The sequence below is a fragment of the Staphylococcus sp. HMSC06C11 genome (assembly GCF_001808345.1).
GTDB classification, from domain to species: Bacteria; Bacillota; Bacilli; order Staphylococcales; family Staphylococcaceae; genus Staphylococcus; species Staphylococcus capitis.
In genome coordinates, this window is record NZ_KV793032.1 from 46,602 (window position 1) to 65,891 (window position 19,290).

Genomic DNA, 19,290 nt, shown 5'->3' on the forward strand with positions numbered 1-19,290 from the left:
GAAAGATTACACTTTACCGAATAAGGCATTTATCATAGATATAATTTTCATTAAAACTTTTGTATAATGTTTGCTTTTACGCTGAAATCTTTGTATAAACTAATTGCTTAATATCTCATTTACATACGCGTTTAACGATTCACTAGATGATATGAGACCTATTTCACGTACGTATTCTTCAAGCTTTATATAATTAAGGTTATCACTTACCTTATCCAAGTATGATTCTGGTAAAAGAGTTATACCTTTATTTGCAGAGACATTGGCTAAAATTGTCTCAAAATAATCGTTGTAAACTAATAGATCTTCTTTAATTTTTAAAACTTTGTTTAAAAAATGCAGTGTGTCACATGGTGGTGTTTGAATGTAAATTCTTTCATTACCAAGATTTAACAAAGAATTATTCAACTTTTCTCGTCTTTCAGAATAGACTATGAAGTAATCTTCTTCATAAAACTTTTGAGCATAAAAGTTCTTTATCGACATGTTACCGATATCGCCAATAGCTACATCTATTTCTTTAATTTTTAATGATTCTATCAAGCTAGCTGTATTATCATTAATTATATATTGAAAATTCAAATCCTCAGTTTCTTCAATTTTTTTAATATTATGTGGGTTAATACTCGGAAGTAATCCTACTTTTATGTCTCTTTTGTTTATCTGTGAGTTACTAATTTTTACTTTTTCAACTTCTTCATAAATTTTATTTAGTTTCTCTAGTATTGATTGACCTTCTTTAGTTAAGAACACACCTTTTCTGTTTCTTATGAATATTTGTTGATTTAATTCATTTTCGACTGAAGTAACTCTTTTTCGTATTGCAGGCGTGCTGATATTCATTACCTCTGATGCTTTGTTAAAGCTATTATATTTAGCCACTTCCAATATATCTCTAATATAATCTGTCTCCATATTAATCCCCTTGAAACTTTTAGTTAATACACCATGAAACTCTTTTATTATTCCAAGTTTTATATTTAAATACTAACCTTAATTTACATTATTAAAAACTATTTAGTTTTGCACAGGAGGTTATTATGAAGAAAATACTAATATTAGCCTTGGGAATGTTTTCATTAGGTATGGATACTTATATCGTCGCAGGCTTAATACCTGAAATGAGTAGAAGTTTAAATCAATCAAGTACTGCAATCGGACAAGGTGTAACAATATTTACACTTGTATTTGCAATTTCTGCGCCATTATTTTCTATCTTTTTAGCTAAAATTAATGTTAAGCAAACACTTATATTCGCTCTAATCATCTTTATTTTTGCGAACATCATGACATCTTTGGCAGTTAATTTACCTATTTATCTCTTGGCAAGAGCAATTGCTGGATTAGGTGCAGGCATCTTTTCTCCAATGGCAGTTAGTACAGGCAGTCAATTAGTAGAGAATAAAAATAGAGGGAAAGCTCTTGCGACTGTGGTTGGAGGCATGAGTATAGGTACTGTCATCGGGGTACCTTTAGGTATCCAAATATCAAATTTAAGCTCTTGGAGAGTCACTTTATTATTTATTGTCTTAATAAGTACCCTAACGTGTGTACTTATAGCTATTCACTTTAGAGCAATATTTGCCCCGACTCCACCAAGTATCAAAGAAAGATTTAAGCTATTTATACATCCTCATATTATTCGAATAATGACAGTTACAGTGTGTGCAGCAATCGCTAGTTTAGGTTTATATACCTATTTAAGTAAAATTGTTGAACATTATCAAAGTATCTATTCTCTTACTACTTATTTGATGTTGTGGGGTATTGGAGGCTTGATAGGAAGCTTTAGTATCGGGTTTATTATAGATATGTTTAAGTTTACTAACCTAATTGTGCTAAGTATAATGATACTTCTTTTATTTAGCTTCATACTTCTACCTATCTCAATCCACACACCTATCGCGAGCTGCCTCCCTTTTTTACTTTGGGGCGCTATGGGTTGGGCTACACAGGCTCCTCAACAACATATACTTATTAAAAATTATAAAAGTTATGGTGAGACTGCAGTAGCATTAAATAGCTCAGTTAATTACTTGGGAAGTAGTATTGGATCAGCTTTATGTGGTTCATTATTATTTATCACTCACAATATAAACATGCTAGTTTATCTATCTATTTTTATTTGTGGTATTGGTTTATTAGTCCAACTAACAAATATATTAATAGATAAAAAGCAGTCATTTTAAATTCATATCTCCCCATATAACCTTAATATAGTCTGTTTATCAATGTTTTCCGTTAAGTCTATAAAATATTTACTCTGCCATGCTTGCGTTTTTAGGGCAGTAGAATTTAAGTGTGTAACCCAACTAGGATAAACTCTAAAGGCCATTTTACCTTTCTTAAAATGATTACTTAATATCTCTCGTTTTAATAATTCATCTTTTGGAAAGATAAATTGGCCAAGTTTGTCCTTATCAATCACATTTACTATTAATTTCTCAGGAAAATTAGCATACTCAAATGGTTGATTAACTGACATCGAATCTTTAGTCCATAATGTTACGAAATATCCCTGTTTTTTATTCGTTTTCTTAGCTAATCTGCTTTTACATTTTATATGATTAATACTCAAATCAAGTGCTTCATATTCTTTATTCCATTTTTCATTAGCATATATTTCAAAGTTTATATTTAAATTTCTCACTAAATCTTCCATCAATTGAACAGACTTAAATGTCATTTACAGTCGCACCTTTTGTTTAATAATTAACGCTATTATGACTTAAGATAAATTAGCACGTTTAGCTCTTTGTATTTGTCGTTCAATACTTTCGATATCGACTTTGCTAATTAACTTTCTATAATCTTTCATGAGTTGTTGAACAATAGAATTGCCTTTGCCTGTAAGATAAATATACGTCGCACGTTGATCTTCATCACTTATATCCTTACATATTAATGCTTTCTTCGGAGATCGCAGTCGATCTATGAGACGCGACATCGCACTCTGACTCAATTTCACTTCTTTTATTAAATCATTAATTTTATACTTTTTGTCTTTCGCTTTATATAATTCATGAAGTACATAGAACTCTCTTAAACTAACACCATAGTTTTGTTTGAAATTACGCTCAATCATGTCCTCGATGTATCGAAAATATTCTGTAACTTCAACCCACTCGTCTATTCCGTTGATTTGTGTCATTCTTGCACCTCCATTGATGTCTTTAGTTGGTTAATTCTTATTATACATTGTTGCTTCTTTTGTAGAAATAAACATGGATTATTTTATTCATTTGAAAATGAAGTTCACAATAGTGGTGTTCATTTTCATATAAAGGTTATACGTCAAGGGAACTTAATGATAAAATATGTGTTAACTTGTGCATATTACATATAAAAATTGAAAATTTATAAAGGAGTATATTCATGACTAAAACTGTACATATCATCGGTGCCGGTTTAAGTGGTCTCGTAGCTGCAACGGAACTTCTTAAGAAGGGATACCATGTGACTTTAATCGACCAAGAACCTAGACAAGCTATTGGTGGCCAAGCATACTGGTCATTCGGAGGCTTATTCTTAGTCAATTCAAAAGTGCAACGTCGTTATGGTGTCAAAGATTCTTATGAATTAGCACTCAATGACTGGTTAGGCTCAGCACAGTTTGACCGTCTTGATGGAGAGGACTATTGGGCTGAACAATGGGCAAAAGCTTATGTTAAATTCGCAACATATGAAAAGGAAGACTACTTAAATCGTATGGGCGTTAAATTAACTCCAATTCTAGGTTGGGCTGAACGTGGTGGCGCTTCAGCATCGGGTCACGGTAATTCAGTTCCTCGTTTCCATATTACATGGGGAACAGGCCCTGGACTTGTAGAACCATTTAGTAATTATGTCCTTCAACAAGAGCAAGAAGGTCGCGTCACTTTCTTACCTAGACATCAAGTCACATCTATCGACATTGAAGATAATCAAGTACGCCATATCTCTGGGAATATTCTCGAAGATAGTGATGTTGAACGTGGCACCCCTTCCTCTCGACAAGTGATTGATACATTTTCATATGATGTCGAACATCTTGTTATTACATCAGGCGGTATTGGGGCAAATATCGAATTAATTAAGAAGTATTGGCCTAAACGTCTAGGCCAAGCCCCTGAACATATGATTCAAGGTGTGCCAGACTCTACTGATGGACGTTTGATTGGTATTTCTGAAAATGCAGGCGTCAACATCGTTAATAAAGATCGTATGTGGCATTATACAGAAGGCGTTAAAAACCATAGTCCAATTTGGACTCAACATGGGATTCGTATCATTCCTGGTCCTTCATCAATGTGGTTTGATGCTGAAGGACATCGTATGTCTGCACCAGATTATCCTGGTTTTGATACTTTACACACGTTGGAAACTATTATGAAAACAGGATATGACTATTCATGGTTTATTTTGACTGAAGATATCATTAAAAAAGAGTTTGTGTTATCAGGTTCAGAACAAAATCCAGATTTAACTAACAAAGACATTCAGTTGTTAATTAAAGAGCGATTAAGCAAACAAGCGACTTCACCAGTGAATGCATTTATGGAAAAAGGTGAAGACTTTGTGGTTGCCGATGATTTAGGCACGCTCGTTAAGAAAATGAATGAACTCGTAGATGATGATCTTTTAAAATACGAAGATATTAAAGCTGAAATTAAATCACGTGATTTGCAAATTACCAATTCATTTAGTAAAGACCCTCAAGTAGCATTTATTCATAATGCACGACAGTTTTTAGGAGATAAAATTGTACGAACTGCAAAACCTAAACCTTTCCTAAGTAATCAAAGTGGTAAATTAATTGCAGTAAAACTTAACATTATTAGTCGTAAAACACTAGGTGGTATTCAAACCGATTTAGATGGACGTGCTATCAACCAACAACGTGAACCTATACAAGGATTATATGCTGCTGGTGAAGCATCTGGCTTTGGTGGCGGTGGTCTTCACGGTTATCGTGCACTTGAAGGTACCTTCTTAGGTGGTTGTATCTTTAGTGGTATTAGAGCTGCTGAAGGTATCGATAAACATAACTTATAATATTTTGAAATCAAGGTTACTCATTTAGGATATGGGTAACCTTTTTTTAGGTTTTATACTCCTCGAATTTTTACTCGCAATTTTATTTCTAATTTAAGATAATAGTGAAATCAACGATGCGAAAAACCGAGCGATAAATAGCATACATAATGGACCATAAAAAGCGTATTGTTAATTTACTCAACAAAGTGAGATTTAACAATACGCTTAATCATTATCTCTATTCAGTTTTATCGCTACGAATGTGTAATCCTCTATATCTATTAATTGTACCTATCAACTCTTGTTTACGTGGTAAGGCTAAATTACCTGGGTGACCTTGATGATGTGAAATAACTTCTAAACCTTCTGCTTCAATACGTTGATATAAACGATCTGTTGCTTCAATCAATGTATCATTATCATTGAGTAATTCGTTGTTAAGATAATCTAACATCACTGCTAAACTATTAGTCTGGCTATCATCGACAAGTTGCTCTAAACCAGAGATTTGGATAGGTTCTTTACCATAAGTAACTGCATGAAGCCCTTTAGCTTTAAAACGACCATCTTTGCCTTTCTTATTGAAGCTAGATTTAAGAGGGACTCTAGACGGAATGCTACCAAATTCACTGTTGGACATATCAAGTCTTTCATATCCTGTAGATTGTGCGATGTCTTTTGCCTCAACTGTCACATCTTTCAAATGATATTCATCCATCATTAATACTTGGTCAGCCACATCAAAGTAATCTCCTGAGCCACCAACAATAAGAATTGTTGAGACATCGTAATCCTCGTATAATGGTTTAACTTTATTTGAAAATGGTGTAATCGGTTCTTTCTCAGGAGCAATCAACTTTTGCATACGTCCGTCTCGAATCATAAAATTCGTCGCAGATGTATCTTCATCGATAAGTAAAAGCGATGTCTGAGCTTCTAAAGCCTCCATCACATTTGCTGCTTGAGACGTACTGCCACTTGCATTTTCTGTTGAGAATTCCGTAGTATCTTTCTTACCTGGCAAGTGATCGATAAATGGTTGAATATTGACTTTCTCAATACTTCTGCCATCTTCAGCACGAATCTTCATCGCATCATGTTGTGTGATGACATACTCTCTACCATCTCCGTCAATGTGATTATATACACCACGCTCAAGTGCTTCGAGTAATGTGGATTTACCATGATAACCGCCACCTACGATTAAAGTAATTCCTTTAGGTATGCCCATACCTTTAATAGATTTTCCACTAGGCAAGTCTAATTGAATCTCAAATTTTTCTGGACTTTGAAACTGAATAGCGTGGTGCATAGGACGGTCAGATACTCCACTTTGTCGAGGTAAGATTGCGCCGTTAGCAACAAACGAAACAAGGTTGCGTTTGTCTAATTCTTCTCGAATATACATCTGATCTTTAATGAGATTGACTTGATCTTGAAGTTTAGAATGGTCAAGATGTTGATAGTGTAATGCTTGATCAACAATTTCTGGTAAGGTATCGATAATTGTATGTGCAGCTGCTTTACCAAGAATTTTACGACCTGCTGCAGGTAATCCCACTTCGATACGCGCTTCAATGTCAGTATCATTAATCACCACAGAGGTGCGCTCTAACATTTCTTGTCCACAGCGATCGATTTGTATCTTCCCAGATTTTTTATCCTTTTTTGTTAGCTCTCTCACCTTATTGTGCACTGCTCGCGTTAAGAAATCACTCACAGCAATACGTTTATATTTGTCATCTAATAATTGATCAGGTATGCCTGCCTCATCCCTAGCTACGATACATCTCATTTTAGAAGGTGGTGCAAACGGATCGACTTGTACATGGTCTATAGCAAGTCTAAATTGATCGAATTCATACACACCTTTCGTACGTTTATAGGCACCATATTTTTGCCCATCTAATGACTTTAAAGTGCGTTCTAGCGCTTGAGCACTTTTCAAGATAGACACCTCCATTCAATATATTTCCAACTTTCATTTTTTACCCTGAACATGAAAACTATTAAACGTTCTTTTCATTAATAATAATTAAACTATGCGCGCATACTTAAAATTAAAAAAACACTCCAAGTTCTCAATCATAAATTGAAAACGGAGTGTAATTTAGATGTTTTAATGTGTTTTAGCGCCTGTACGTTCGCGTAAATCATGTTCAATTTCTTCAAGACTACGTCCACGTGTTTCAGGTAAGAATTTAATAACAAATAGCATTGCAAGTATACCAATTACAGCGAAGATTAAGAAGACCCATTCGGTACTTAACGCATCACTTAAAATTGGGAATAGTAATGACACAATTAATGTACCAATATTAAGCACTAATGCTGAGATACCAGTTGCTGCACCACGAGCGCGCATAGGGAAAAGCTCTGGTAACATGACCCATAACACAGGTCCCCATGAAATACCGAAGAAAACGATAAATAGAGATAAACATAAGATAATAATCCACGCTGACGATGCTATACCTATTGTCCAAATCAATACTGCCATGATGATAAGTGATGCAATCATCCCAATATTACCAATGACTAATAATTTCTTACGGTCAATTTTATCAACTACAAATAATGCTGCAATTGTAACAAGAACATTAATTATACCTATACCAACTGAACCTAAAATAGATGCCGCTTCACCTAAACCAGCCTTAGCGAAGATAGATGAAGAATAGAAGATAACCGCATTAATACCGATAAATTGTTGGAATATCGCAAAGATACAACCTACAATAAGTGTTCTACCTAACCAAGGCGATTTTATTACTGACCATGATGATTCAGCAATAGCTGAGATTTCTTTCATTTCTTTAAGCTCTTTTTCAATTTCGCTATCGTCATAAGTAATCTTCATAACTTTACGAGCCGCTTCTTCGCTTCTATTTTCAAGTAACCATCTTGGACTTTCAGGCATAAAGTAAATTCCAATAAGTAGAATCACTGATGGTACAACTGCTAAACCAAGCATCCAACGCCAACCTTCAATATTAGCGAATGCATAGTTCACAAGATATGCTGCTAAAATACCAATAGTAATCATTAATTGGTTTAATGAACCGAGTGAGCCACGATATTCTGTAGGGGCCATTTCAGTTAGATACACTGGTACTGTAGACATAGAACCACCGACTGCTAAACCAATAATCAATCGTCCCACAATTAGAAGTGCAAGATTTGTAGAGAATGCAAGTGTTAATGCACCAATAATGAAGACGACAGCAATTAACATTACAAGACGACGACGTCCTAGTTTATCGGCTAATGGACCACTACTTCCTGCCCCGATAATAGCACCAATTAACATGGATGATACGACAATCCCTTCTGTCGTACTGTTTAGAGGTATATCTTTATGTATAAAAAGTAATGCACCAGAGATTACACCGTTGTCATAACCGTATAATAAACCTCCCAATGCTCCCAATATGAATATTAAATACTTATTCACTTTCATGTAAATCATCCCTTTTTTAAAAACTAAAGCAATTATACGCCTAAAATGAAAGCGTTTCAATTTATAATTTATTAAAATTTAATTACGACTAGTTTATTTAGTCTTTTAGATATTAAATATAATTAGACACAATATATCGTGTTGTTTGATTGCGATCTTCATATAGCTTCTTACATAAAAAAACACGCCGAAGATAAAGGTCCTCTATATCAACGACGTGCATATATTGAAACGTTATTTATCTGTTACTTTTTCATTTTGAACAATTTCTTCAGCAATGCTGTCCCAGAATGCTCTTAAATCATCTACTGAAATACGTGCTTCTGTACCATCTGATCCAACGAAATCACCGTGATCCCATTCATGTTTTACAGGCATTACTTGCCATACACCTTTTTTAATATCTTTCGTTGCAGGTGTGTATGCTTGGTTAAATGGATGTTGTGCTGAAACAACTGAAACTAAGCCATCATTCACTCTCCATTCTTTCTCAGGAACTTTACCAATCACATTGCCTGTAACGATATAGGACATACCCATATTAATATCAGCTTTTTGTCTACCATTCAATGCTGGTCTTGTTGATTCCCCACTGTATGTTTTATATACAATATTTGGATTGAGTGACGTATGGTGATTTAACTTACTTGTACCTTCACGACTTAAATCATAGAATGCATTATCTTTCGTTTTCCATATCTTACTAGTATTCTTAACACGTTTTAGATATTCAGCATTCGTTTCATCGTCTCTTTGAGCAAGACCCCATTGTTTTAAACCTACGTCAACTTTTGAATGTTTACTACCTTGGAATTTAGCGTAATCATATGCAAGTTGGCGAATAAATGGTTCGTTGCCGATATCAGCTGCATGAGTACCATTGTGTGGTGCTGCTAATGTCGTGATTGAAGAAACCATGTTATCTTGGCCACCTTTATATAAAGGAGAAATGTCGCCACCGTGTTTCTTTTGATATTTAACTTCTTCAGGATTACCTTTTCGAAGCATTTCTTCTAGTAAACGAACAGTTTGTCCACCCATACTATGACCAATTAAATGAATTTTTTGACCAGGCTTCCAATCGCGATACGCCCCAGCATATGTTTTACCATAACGATCATGACCGTATTTAGCAGCATGTGCAGCACCGTAATCAACTGTACCGCCTTTAATATAGTAATATAATTCCACAGCTCTATCATAGTTACTGCCGAATGCACTCACGCTCGCTTCACTAACGTTGTAACCTTTAGCTCTTAACTCTTGTGTAAGTTTAATTCGTTTACCGCCCCAGTAGTTATGACCTAGTACTGGACCATTATCTGTAGTATATCCGTTGAAGCCATGAACAAGTATGATTGGATCATGGTTTTTATATTGAATTTGTGGGAAGGATTTATCGCCTTGCTTTTTAACTTTTGTTTCAGATTGTTGTGCTGATTTCTTTTTAGGTGTAGCAATCGCATTGCGTGTTAACGTATTTAATCCTTTTTTAGATTGATCATCTTTGTCACTAGGTGAAGAATGGTCTGTCGCTTTATCATTCTTTAAATCATTTACTTTAAGTTGTTTATCTTTTGCATCTTTTTGAGATGAATTTGACTGTTGATCATTATTTAAAGCTTCTACTGGAGCTTCTTTTTCTGCAACATCGCTTTGTTGTTCATTATCTTTAGATTGCTGTGTTGTTTCACGATTTAATTCTTTATTTTGAGTTGAAGTTGATACTTTATGATTACGTTGCTCTGGTTGAGTTTTATTTGTTTTATCTTTGTCGTTATTAGGTGTTGTTGCATCAGCTTTATTATTTTGAGAAGACTCTAATGTATTTTCATATGAAGATGCTTGATCTTTCACGTCCTCAGAGGTTGTTTGCTCTTTTTCATTATCTGATTGAGTATCTTCAGATTTTGCAGTTTCCTCATTATTACGAACCTTTGCTACTTCTGAACTTGACTCTTGTGTTGTTTTATTAGCAGTTTCATCTAAATTTTGCTGCTTATTATCTTGATTTTCTTTTGCAGGTGTCGTTACAGCTGCACTTTCCTGCTTATTGACTGTATCTTGTTGAGTTTTACTTTCTTGTCCATCATTATTTTCAGGTGATTGCTTTTGTATGTTTGATTGATTAATATCTTGTTTTGATTGTTTATCTTCTGTAGTTTGATTATCAACTGGTTGTTCTTTTGATTGATCTTTATCTGTCTGTTCCGAAGTAGATTGATCTGTCGTTAGGTCTTCATTAGATTGATTATCATTGTTTGATGGATGGTTCGCAGTGTTTGTTTGCGCTTGGTTTTGTGTTTCATCTTTATGTATAGCTGATGAAGTATCATTCTTAGTTTCTACTGTTTGGCTATCTTTTTGATCATTCGTTTGTGGCTCACTTAAATTTTCATTATCTGCCCCGTGTGATTGTGCTGTATGACTTTCAGAATTCCCTTGTACATCCTGTTCTGCCGCGTGTGCAGCGCCGCCCCCAATAAATAACATCGATGCGACAATGATTGAAGACGCACCAACACTTAATTTGCGAATACTGTAAGAGTTCTTTCTGTTTTTCATTTTTTAGCACCTCAGTTTTAATTTTTTAGTTTAGAAGCTTGCTTTAAACGAAAATATTTACGATAGCGCGTGGAATTAACTCAAATATTTTACTCAACCATGCTTTTATCATCTTCATACTCCTTTCTATTAAAAATACCTTACAAACACCTAAAGGCACCCTTATCATAAAATACGAACATTAAGCTAGCATGAAGTTACTTTTACATCTTGTTAAAGACATACAAAAAGACACTTCCTATTACCTCAAATAGAAAGTGTCTTTGATAAAATTCTATGATTTATAATTTAGACGTACAGTTGCACGTTAATGTATAAGTATTAAGTGGAATAAAGAAGTATGGATGACTTTTCTTTTCAATTACTAGTGATTAAAGTAAACAATCTAGTGATTTTTTAACTATCTCATGTTTACGACTATGATTTGAACACAAATGAATCATTCTATCTTGGCATATATATTCTTGAAAGAACACCTTGTCATCTTGATAGTATAAGGGCTGTGTTACGTCATAAACATCTAAGCCTTTGAGTAACCCTTCTCCTATCAATTTCGTATAACTTTCTTTTTTCGTCCAAATTGTATAAAAATCTTTTAATTGTCGTACTTGGTTAAATTCATTTACGGAAAATTGTGTAGCCAAGTTTAAATAATTCAAATCTTTAATTTCTTCAATATCGACGCCTACTGGATGTTGATCAATAGCGCATACAATATACGGAAAACTGTATGAAAGATTCACATTAATATGTTTCCTACTTTGAATCTCAATCTTACCATTCTTTGTAACATGATACTTCCACTGATTTATGTTCAGACCATAACATTGCTCGATACAGTACTGAATCAACATATCTCCTATTTGATGCATGACACGATCTTTTTTAAAACGATATTTTGAACGTTCAGGTTTCTTTAATTGTCGATATGATTGAAATAAACGATGTTCAATATTTGTTATGTCATCATTTATTTTCGTTAAAAATAGTGTCATTCATGTTCCTCAGATTCTTTAAATTTTTCAATGAGTAAATCTCTCCAAGCACGTAACCATTGAGAAGTGACATGAGGCCATCCGTCACCTAACTGTGCTATAACATGTTGGGTCATCTCAGATTCGATTTGTGCGGGAACTTGGGTTGTATCTCCGCTACTTAAACCGATAACCTCATGCATACCATTATTAAGCAACATTTGTTCAAATTCCTCGTCACTAATGATATTCATCTGAGTTTGTTTTGCATTCTCTAATACGCTTTGCATAGTTCTCGTATGAGGAGAATAAATATGATAAATAATTGATTGCGCTTGGGATGCAGCAATCTTCACAACATGACGTGCGGTAATATCAATAAATGATAAGTCTACAGATGTTTTACCGAAATATTCTCCAATAGATGATATTTTTAATAATTCATGCATCATAATTGAAAAACGGTTTGTCGTAAGATTTGTCATGTTTAACGCGCCAGAATAAGCACTTGTTAAATTCCCTAGTCTCATAATTTGAGCATCTAAACCATCATTAACCGCTTCTAAAACTTTGATTTCACTATAGAATTTACTTTTTGTATAAGGTGATGTAAATAATTGTTGTTTATAAACATCTTTTTCAGAAAAAGCCTTATCCTCGGTGTGGACATCAAAGACTGCTCCAACACTAATTGTCGAAATGTATATAAATTTCGCTTGATGTTGCTGTGCTAGAGCTAATAAAGCTTCGGTACTCTGTACGTTTACGTGAATAAAGTTTTCATCATCTCCGAAATGATCTGTACGCGCCCCAGCATGAATGATTGTATCAATTGTATCTTCAACGTTAAATGCATCTAAGTTTGCTAAGTCTCCTAGAACTACCTCTACCTTATCCATGAGTTCTTCAACTTTATCTGCCTCGAAGTAGCTAAGTAAATTCGCTTCAACTTTAGCACGTGCATCTTTGATAACTTGACCTCTTACTAAGCATGTCACTTTAGTAGCTTGGTCTTGTAACTCATTAATTAGATATGCACCTAAGAAACCAGTACCTCCAGTAAGGAGAACTCTTCCAAGTGAGTTTTGAGTCTCATTACTTACATTCAATTGGTAACGACGTTTGACTAATGCTTGAAGTTGAGACAAGTGATCTGGAAGTTCAACTTCCACTAGCTCTTTTCCGCCTTCAAAGACTTCTGCCAAATGTCTTATTGATTTATATTGATATATATCTTGCATAGTGAGATTTATATCATGAGATTTAAGCTTAGATACCGCAACCATCGCATCTAGTGACGTACCACCTATTTCGAAGAAGTCATCGTCTATGCCTATCGTCGGAAGCTCTAACACGTCAGCAAATATTGAAGCGAATTGGCGTTCCATATCATTTCTAGGTTCTACATATCCATTTCTTTGAATTTGTGGACGAGGTAATTTTGATTCATCTACTTTATCATTACGTGTTAACGGAATAACATCAATTGCTGTGACAGTTTTTGGAATCATGTACTTAGGTAAGTATTGATTTAACTGTCTTACGATGTCTGACTTAATGTCTTTATCGCCTACATAATAGGCATGTAGAACTTCATGTTCTCCTTGTTGATCAACGATAACTACGCTATCAGAAACGCCCTCTACTAAATTGATAATGTTTTCGATTTCTCCAAGTTCGATACGGTAACCATTGACTTTAACTTGATTATCTATTCGCCCCATAAATTCAATTTGACCATCATGTGTATATCTTGCAAGGTCACCACTGCGATATAATTTGCCTTCACCAAATGGATTATCTATGAAAGATTCAGCAGTAAGTTCAGGTCTATTTAAATAACCAGCCGTTAAACTTTCACCTGCGATACACAATTCTCCTGAAACACCTACACCACACAATTGCATACCCGATAAAATGTATACTTGAATGTTAGCTAAAGGTTGTCCTATAGGTATTGTTGATGGAATAGGCTCACCTTTAGTGTATGACCAGTTTGAAGCAATCACTGTGGATTCAGAAGGTCCATACGCATTAAAGTACGTATCGCAATGCTCTGAAATATGACGCACAAACGTTGGAGTACTTGTTGCACCACCAGTAATTAACTTAGGTATATAGAAATCTTCCATGACGTTACAAACTTGAAGTGGTATAGATGCAACCGTAATACGTTCTCTTTCAATCAGTCGTTGTAGCTGCTCTGTATCAGTACGTTCTTCATTGTTTGCAATCACAAGTGTATAACCATTTAACAGACTGCAATAGATATCCATCGCAGATGCATCGAAGACGTAATTCGCATATTGAATAAACGTTTCATCTTCCGATAATTCAAGTCTCTCTGTCCAAGCATTTACCAAGTTTAAAACATTACGTTGTCTTACCGCCACACCTTTTGGCATGCCAGTTGTTCCAGATGTGTAAATGCTATAAAGTTCATCTTCTAGACTACCCTCATATTCTGAAAATGACTTTTCAACGGGCGATTCTTTATCAATAGACTCTAATGCAATCGTTAATAGGTTAGAATCAAACTCCTTACCATAAGTTAAAATGGCTGACACTTGAGCATCTTCAATCATTAACTCAATACGTTTATCAGGATGCGTGATATCAATTGGAACATACGACGCACCTATCTTCCATGATGCAATCATACTCGCAATCATTTCAAAGCTTCTATCTATTAATAATGCAACTCGCTCTCCATATGTCACTCCATTTTTCATAAGCTCATTGGCTATACGATTTGCATAATGATTTAATTCATCATACGTCATTGATTGCCCGTTCATTTTCAGTGCAATCTCATCTTTCTTCTCATTAACTACATGATTGAATAATTGCTGTAGGGAATTATTTTCCGGGAAATATAGGGTATGATGATTAACATTTGTTTCAACCCATTCCAGCATATCCGGAGATTCTTGAATATCTTGAATTTTTAAAGCTTGAGTAGATGTCACATGTTGGATGATATTTTCAAGCTGGTAAGCAAGATTATGAATCGTCTCTTCCGCATATAAATCTGTATTATATTCAATATTAACCACATAGTCGTCTCGATCTTCCTCAATGATAAACGACAAGTCAAATTTAGCTGTTGTCGTTTGAGGTGGAATGTGCGTCAGTTGACTATGTCCAAAGTTAGCATGGTTTGTTTCGTTGTTTTGTAATACAAGCATTACGTCGAATAATGGATTACGCGAAGCATCTCGTTCATCCATCAAATCGTTAACAAGACTTTCAAATGGATACTCTTGATGTTCATACGCACCGAGACTTGTTTCTTTCACTTCAGACATCAATTGTTCCCATGTTTTATCGTTCGTTGGATGGCCACGGTAAAGTAGTGTATTCGCAAACATACCAAGCATATTTTCAGTGTCACGATGAGTGCGGGCACTTATAACGCTCCCTATGACAATGTCATCTTGGCGTGTATATTTATGAAGCAATACCATTATTGCACTTGCAAAGAACATGAAATCAGTCATTTGATGTTTCTCCACATAATTTTGCAACTGTGATTTTAAGTTCTTATCAAAATGGAACGTCAACATTTGACCATGTGTCGTCTTAATACTAGGTCTTGGATAATCTGTTGGCATATTTAATACAGGAACACCATCTTCAAATTGTTGTAACCAATAGCGACGTTGAATAGATAAATCTCGATGAGCCATCCATTCACTATAATCTTTATATTGCAGTGATAGATTAGGAAGTGATTTTTCTTGATATAAAGCATTTAAATCTGCTAATAAAATCGTATTACTCATACCGTCATTGATACTGTGATGCGTATCCATAAACAGATAATCCTCATGTGGACCATGGATATATCTTACACGCATTTGACTAGGTTGCTCTAAATTAAACGGTTGCATAAAGGCCTGAATAATTTGTTGTTCATCTGTAAGTCGTGTCGTCACTTCTTTAAAATCAGCAGCAACATTGTCTGCTACTCTTTGTTTCACTTCATTGCCATCCACTATATATTGAGTCCTTAAAATTTCGTGACGAGCAATAAGTTGGTTCAACGCTCGCTTCAATTGCTCTACGTTTAATTCAGAAGACAATCGCCATAAGAACGGAATATTATAAACAGTGTCTTCAGGATTGACACTCCACAATAAGTACATACTTTTTTGAACAGCACTTAATTCGTATTGCTCAGCTCTTTGCGCTTTAGGTATGACTTCATAGTCTTCATTTTGCATTTCCATAATGTGTTGACTTAATTGTTCAACAGTCGGTAATTTCATAATATCTCCGACTTTTAAACGTTTCTTAAGTTGGGATTCGATACGATTCACAACTAACGTTGCACGCAATGAGTGCCCACCAAGTTCAAAGAAATTATCTTTAATACCTACTTGGTCGACATGTAAGATATCTTCAAAGATTTGACATATAATACGTTCACCTTCGTTACGTGGCGCCACATAGTTTGATAAATCAACTCTATCAATATCCGGTAAAGCTCGCTTGTCTAATTTACCATTGATAGTGATAGGTATTTTATCTATTTTCATGAAATGAACTGGAATCATATATTGTGGCAATGTTTCACTTAACACTTCTTTCAAGTGACTCGTCGATTGAGATTGTTGCGCTTCATAATATGCCACAATTTGCTTGTCTTGCTCCTCTTCACGCACAATAACGACTGCTTTATTAATATCTCTAATCGCTTCAATTGCTTTTTCAATTTCTGATAGTTCAATTCTAAAGCCACGAATTTTAACTTGCTTATCGATACGACTGAGATAATCAATATGACCGTCTTCTTGAAGACGTACTAAATCCCCACTGCGGTATAGGCGCTCATTTTCAAAGGGAGAGGTGATAAACCTTTCAGCAGTGAGCTCTGGTTGATTTAAATATCCCTTCGCCAGACCAGCGCCTCCTATGCATAATTCCCCAGGCACACCTACACCACATAAGTGCTCACCTTGCATCACGTAAACCGTTGTTCCATTGATTGGTTGACCAATAGGAATTCGATTTGGCATCTCATCAGGTATCGCATAAGTCGTCGTGAATGTCGTATTCTCTGTTGGACCATAACCGTTAATGATTTGAGGATGGCGTTGACGTGAGTTTAATAGATTCACCCATTTCGCATTTAGCACCTCACCACCAATTAATAGATACGTTAAGGGTTCTAGCGCCTCGATACGTTCACTTGCAATTTGATTGAAAAGGGATGACGTTAACCACATCGTGTTGACTTGTTGATTCACAATTGTTTGACCTAATTGAACAGGGTTAAGTAAAGTATCTTTCGACGTTAATACTAAACATCCACCGTTTAATAGCGCACCATAAATTTCAAATGTGGCAGCATCAAACGCTACAGTTCCCGATAATAAAATAACCGTTTGATCATTTAATTCAACATAATTAGGTTCATGAACTAAACGATCAATCCCTCTATGAGGAACCACTGTCCCTTTAGGCTTACCTGTTGTACCTGAAGTATAAATGATGTATGCAGTATCCTCATCAGTATTGATATGACTTGGGTTGTCAGTTTCCGCTTCGTCGCCATTCCAATCAAATGTGTCTAGTTCAATTTGAGGAACGTCAGACTGTATTGTCGCTTGATATGTCACGATTGCTTTAGGCTGTGCATCTTCAATAATAAAGGTTGTTCTATCTTCAGGATAATCTGGATCAATCGGTAAGTATCCAGCGCCTGCCTTTAAAATACCTAACATACCTATAACCATTTCGATACTTCGTTCTGCCAAGAGCGCGATAATATCATTGGGTTGTACATGATAAGTGTGTCGCAAATATTGTGCCAAACGATTCACATGGTAGTTCAATTCCGCATATGTCATGGATTGTTGTTCATATTGCAATGCTATTTGATTTGGATACTGTTCTACTTGATATTCAAAACGTTCCATTACCGTTTGATAAAGTGATGAACTTGTTGAATGGTTGATGTTTTGATAGATTTCAAAATCATTTTCATTACATAATTCTATATCTTTAATTATCTTTGAAGGATTATGTGTTAATTGCATATTAATACTTCTAATTAAACTAACTAATGTTTGAATCGTTAGCTCATCATAGGCATTTGTATTGTATACAATATCAAAGCCTTGGTGAGGACGTGGATATATTTCTATGTCAGCTAATAAAGAACTATCACTATGCAATCGATGAACTTTATGTTCGGTGTGATTTAACTCAAAGTACTCGTTAAATTGCGTTGCATGTATGATTGTTTCGAATTCCATATCACTTGCATTAGGTTCACTTAAGAAACCTGTCCCGTTGGCTTTCATATCATCTATCGCTAATTCCCATTCATTCATAATTACGTCTGCAGAAAGCGTAGTGTCTATATTTAAACTCAGTGGTGCTACAAGTGTGTTAAGTAACATCATATCGTCAGTTTTGTCATATTCCATTGGAAAATGAATTCCCAACGTCACTTGATTGGACTGACTCAAAAAGTAATTCGCTAAATAAGTGCTTGTAACTAGACGAGTCATATCAAATGATTCAAGATCTACACTTGTATGTTCAACTTGTGGTTGTTCTGAATTTCGTTTTATAGGCATGTATGATTCACAATCTTGATCGGCATGAGCCATTTCAAAGTGATTTAAATGTTGTTGATTGTCCTCATTTGAAGCATCAGTCGCTACATTCATTTCTTTAATCATGTGATAAAAATCCGATACAGTATGTTCATGAAATAGACCATAGCTATACGCGATATTTAGTTGTTTAAAGAAATCATCTAACTGGCTATCATTGAAAATCATGGAATGGAAATCTAAAAGTAAGAACGTTTCATCTAAAAATTGATAAATTGTAAAATTAAATAGAGGTAATTGATTGAAATAGTAGGAATTCAACTCTTGGTTGAGGTAAGTCGTGATATCAACTTTTTTAGAACATTGATTCACTTCTTTAATCTGTATAAATGGGAAAAATTCTCGCACATTGATGCGCAATTGGTCGTTACAATGCTTGAATGTCGCCCTCAACTGTGGCTGATGTTGTACTACATCTAGCAGTGCATACATCAATCGATGACGCTCGATATCTTGATCTAATCGAACCCAGTACGTCACCCTCTTTGTAGTTGAAGTTGATTGTAAATATTTTTGATAAAAATAGTGTTGAAAATGCAATGTTTCAATAGTCATTCAAGTCCTTCTTTCGTACTCATACTTTATAATACTCACTAACAAATAACTTACATATATTCTCTAGATAAGCTATATATTAGTACATTCA

The 19,290-nt window shown here is 34.9% G+C and carries 10 protein-coding genes; 2 read left to right on the forward strand and 8 right to left on the reverse strand.

All coding sequences use genetic code 11. The annotated features are described in order from the left end of the window. Window positions 1-99: 99 nt before the first annotated feature. On the reverse strand, window positions 100-915 hold the full coding sequence (locus HMPREF3154_RS02020; protein WP_030058841.1) for a LysR family transcriptional regulator: 816 nt from the start codon (window positions 913-915) through the stop codon (window positions 100-102). A 125-nt stretch (window positions 916-1,040) separates the two neighbouring features. Here HMPREF3154_RS02020 and HMPREF3154_RS02025 point away from each other — a divergent pair, with 125 nt between their 5' ends. After that, window positions 1,041-2,189: an MFS transporter gene (locus HMPREF3154_RS02025; RefSeq protein WP_030058840.1), complete on the forward strand. Its 1,149-nt coding sequence runs from the start codon at window positions 1,041-1,043 to the stop codon at window positions 2,187-2,189. A 2-nt stretch (window positions 2,190-2,191) separates the two neighbouring features. On the opposite strand, the gene HMPREF3154_RS02030 is transcribed toward HMPREF3154_RS02025, so the two are convergent. Continuing rightward, window positions 2,192-2,686 (reverse strand): MepB family protein, encoded by a 495-nt coding sequence (locus HMPREF3154_RS02030; RefSeq protein WP_030058838.1) that lies wholly within the window; start codon window positions 2,684-2,686, stop codon window positions 2,192-2,194. Window positions 2,687-2,728: 42 nt separating this feature from the next. Beyond that, on the reverse strand, window positions 2,729-3,151 hold the full coding sequence (locus HMPREF3154_RS02035; RefSeq protein WP_030058836.1) for a MarR family winged helix-turn-helix transcriptional regulator: 423 nt from the start codon (window positions 3,149-3,151) through the stop codon (window positions 2,729-2,731). A gap of 224 nt (window positions 3,152-3,375) precedes the next feature. Here HMPREF3154_RS02035 and HMPREF3154_RS02040 point away from each other — a divergent pair, with 224 nt between their 5' ends. Next, entirely contained in the window at window positions 3,376-5,034 is a 1,659-nt protein-coding gene (locus HMPREF3154_RS02040) for an FAD-binding dehydrogenase (RefSeq protein ID WP_049326423.1), read from the forward strand. A gap of 220 nt (window positions 5,035-5,254) precedes the next feature. Here the strand turns inward: HMPREF3154_RS02040 and HMPREF3154_RS02045 are convergent, their stop codons facing one another. From HMPREF3154_RS02045 to ausA, 5 genes are all read right to left on the reverse strand, one after another. Further along, entirely contained in the window at window positions 5,255-6,964 is a 1,710-nt protein-coding gene (locus HMPREF3154_RS02045; RefSeq protein ID WP_030058832.1) for an ABC-ATPase domain-containing protein, read from the reverse strand. 171 nt (window positions 6,965-7,135) lie between these two features. Then, the gene (locus HMPREF3154_RS02050) at window positions 7,136-8,476 is read right to left on the reverse strand and encodes a glucose transporter GlcP (protein ID WP_002434924.1); all 1,341 of its coding nucleotides are present in this window, start codon (window positions 8,474-8,476) and stop codon (window positions 7,136-7,138) included. Between the two features lie 234 nt (window positions 8,477-8,710). Then, on the reverse strand, window positions 8,711-11,041 hold the full coding sequence (lip, locus tag HMPREF3154_RS02055) for a YSIRK-targeted triacylglycerol lipase (protein ID WP_070474269.1): 2,331 nt from the start codon (window positions 11,039-11,041) through the stop codon (window positions 8,711-8,713). 371 nt (window positions 11,042-11,412) lie between these two features. Next, window positions 11,413-12,036, reverse strand: coding sequence for an aureusimine biosynthesis 4'-phosphopantetheinyl transferase AusB (ausB, locus tag HMPREF3154_RS02060; protein WP_030058827.1), 624 nt, complete (start codon window positions 12,034-12,036; stop codon window positions 11,413-11,415). Continuing rightward, window positions 12,033-19,199: an aureusimine non-ribosomal peptide synthetase AusA gene (gene ausA, locus HMPREF3154_RS02065; RefSeq protein WP_070474273.1), complete on the reverse strand. Its 7,167-nt coding sequence runs from the start codon at window positions 19,197-19,199 to the stop codon at window positions 12,033-12,035. Before ausA ends, ausB begins: the two co-directional genes overlap by 4 nt. Window positions 19,200-19,290: the final 91 nt, after the last annotated feature.

What these genes read in the sequence shown, in the direction of transcription:
- HMPREF3154_RS02020 (WP_030058841.1), bottom strand. Translation starts at nt 915, where the DNA reads ATGGAGACAGATTATATTAGAGATATATTGGAAGTGGCTAAATATAAT.
- HMPREF3154_RS02025 (WP_030058840.1), top strand. Translation starts at nt 1,041, where the DNA reads ATGAAGAAAATACTAATATTAGCCTTGGGAATGTTTTCATTAGGTATG.
- HMPREF3154_RS02030 (WP_030058838.1), bottom strand. Translation starts at nt 2,686, where the DNA reads ATGACATTTAAGTCTGTTCAATTGATGGAAGATTTAGTGAGAAATTTA.
- HMPREF3154_RS02035 (WP_030058836.1), bottom strand. Translation starts at nt 3,151, where the DNA reads ATGACACAAATCAACGGAATAGACGAGTGGGTTGAAGTTACAGAATAT.
- HMPREF3154_RS02040 (WP_049326423.1), top strand. Translation starts at nt 3,376, where the DNA reads ATGACTAAAACTGTACATATCATCGGTGCCGGTTTAAGTGGTCTCGTA.
- HMPREF3154_RS02050 (WP_002434924.1), bottom strand. Translation starts at nt 8,476, where the DNA reads ATGAAAGTGAATAAGTATTTAATATTCATATTGGGAGCATTGGGAGGT.
- lip (WP_070474269.1), bottom strand. Translation starts at nt 11,041, where the DNA reads ATGAAAAACAGAAAGAACTCTTACAGTATTCGCAAATTAAGTGTTGGT.
- ausB (WP_030058827.1), bottom strand. Translation starts at nt 12,036, where the DNA reads ATGACACTATTTTTAACGAAAATAAATGATGACATAACAAATATTGAA.
- ausA (WP_070474273.1), bottom strand. Translation starts at nt 19,199, where the DNA reads ATGACTATTGAAACATTGCATTTTCAACACTATTTTTATCAAAAATAT.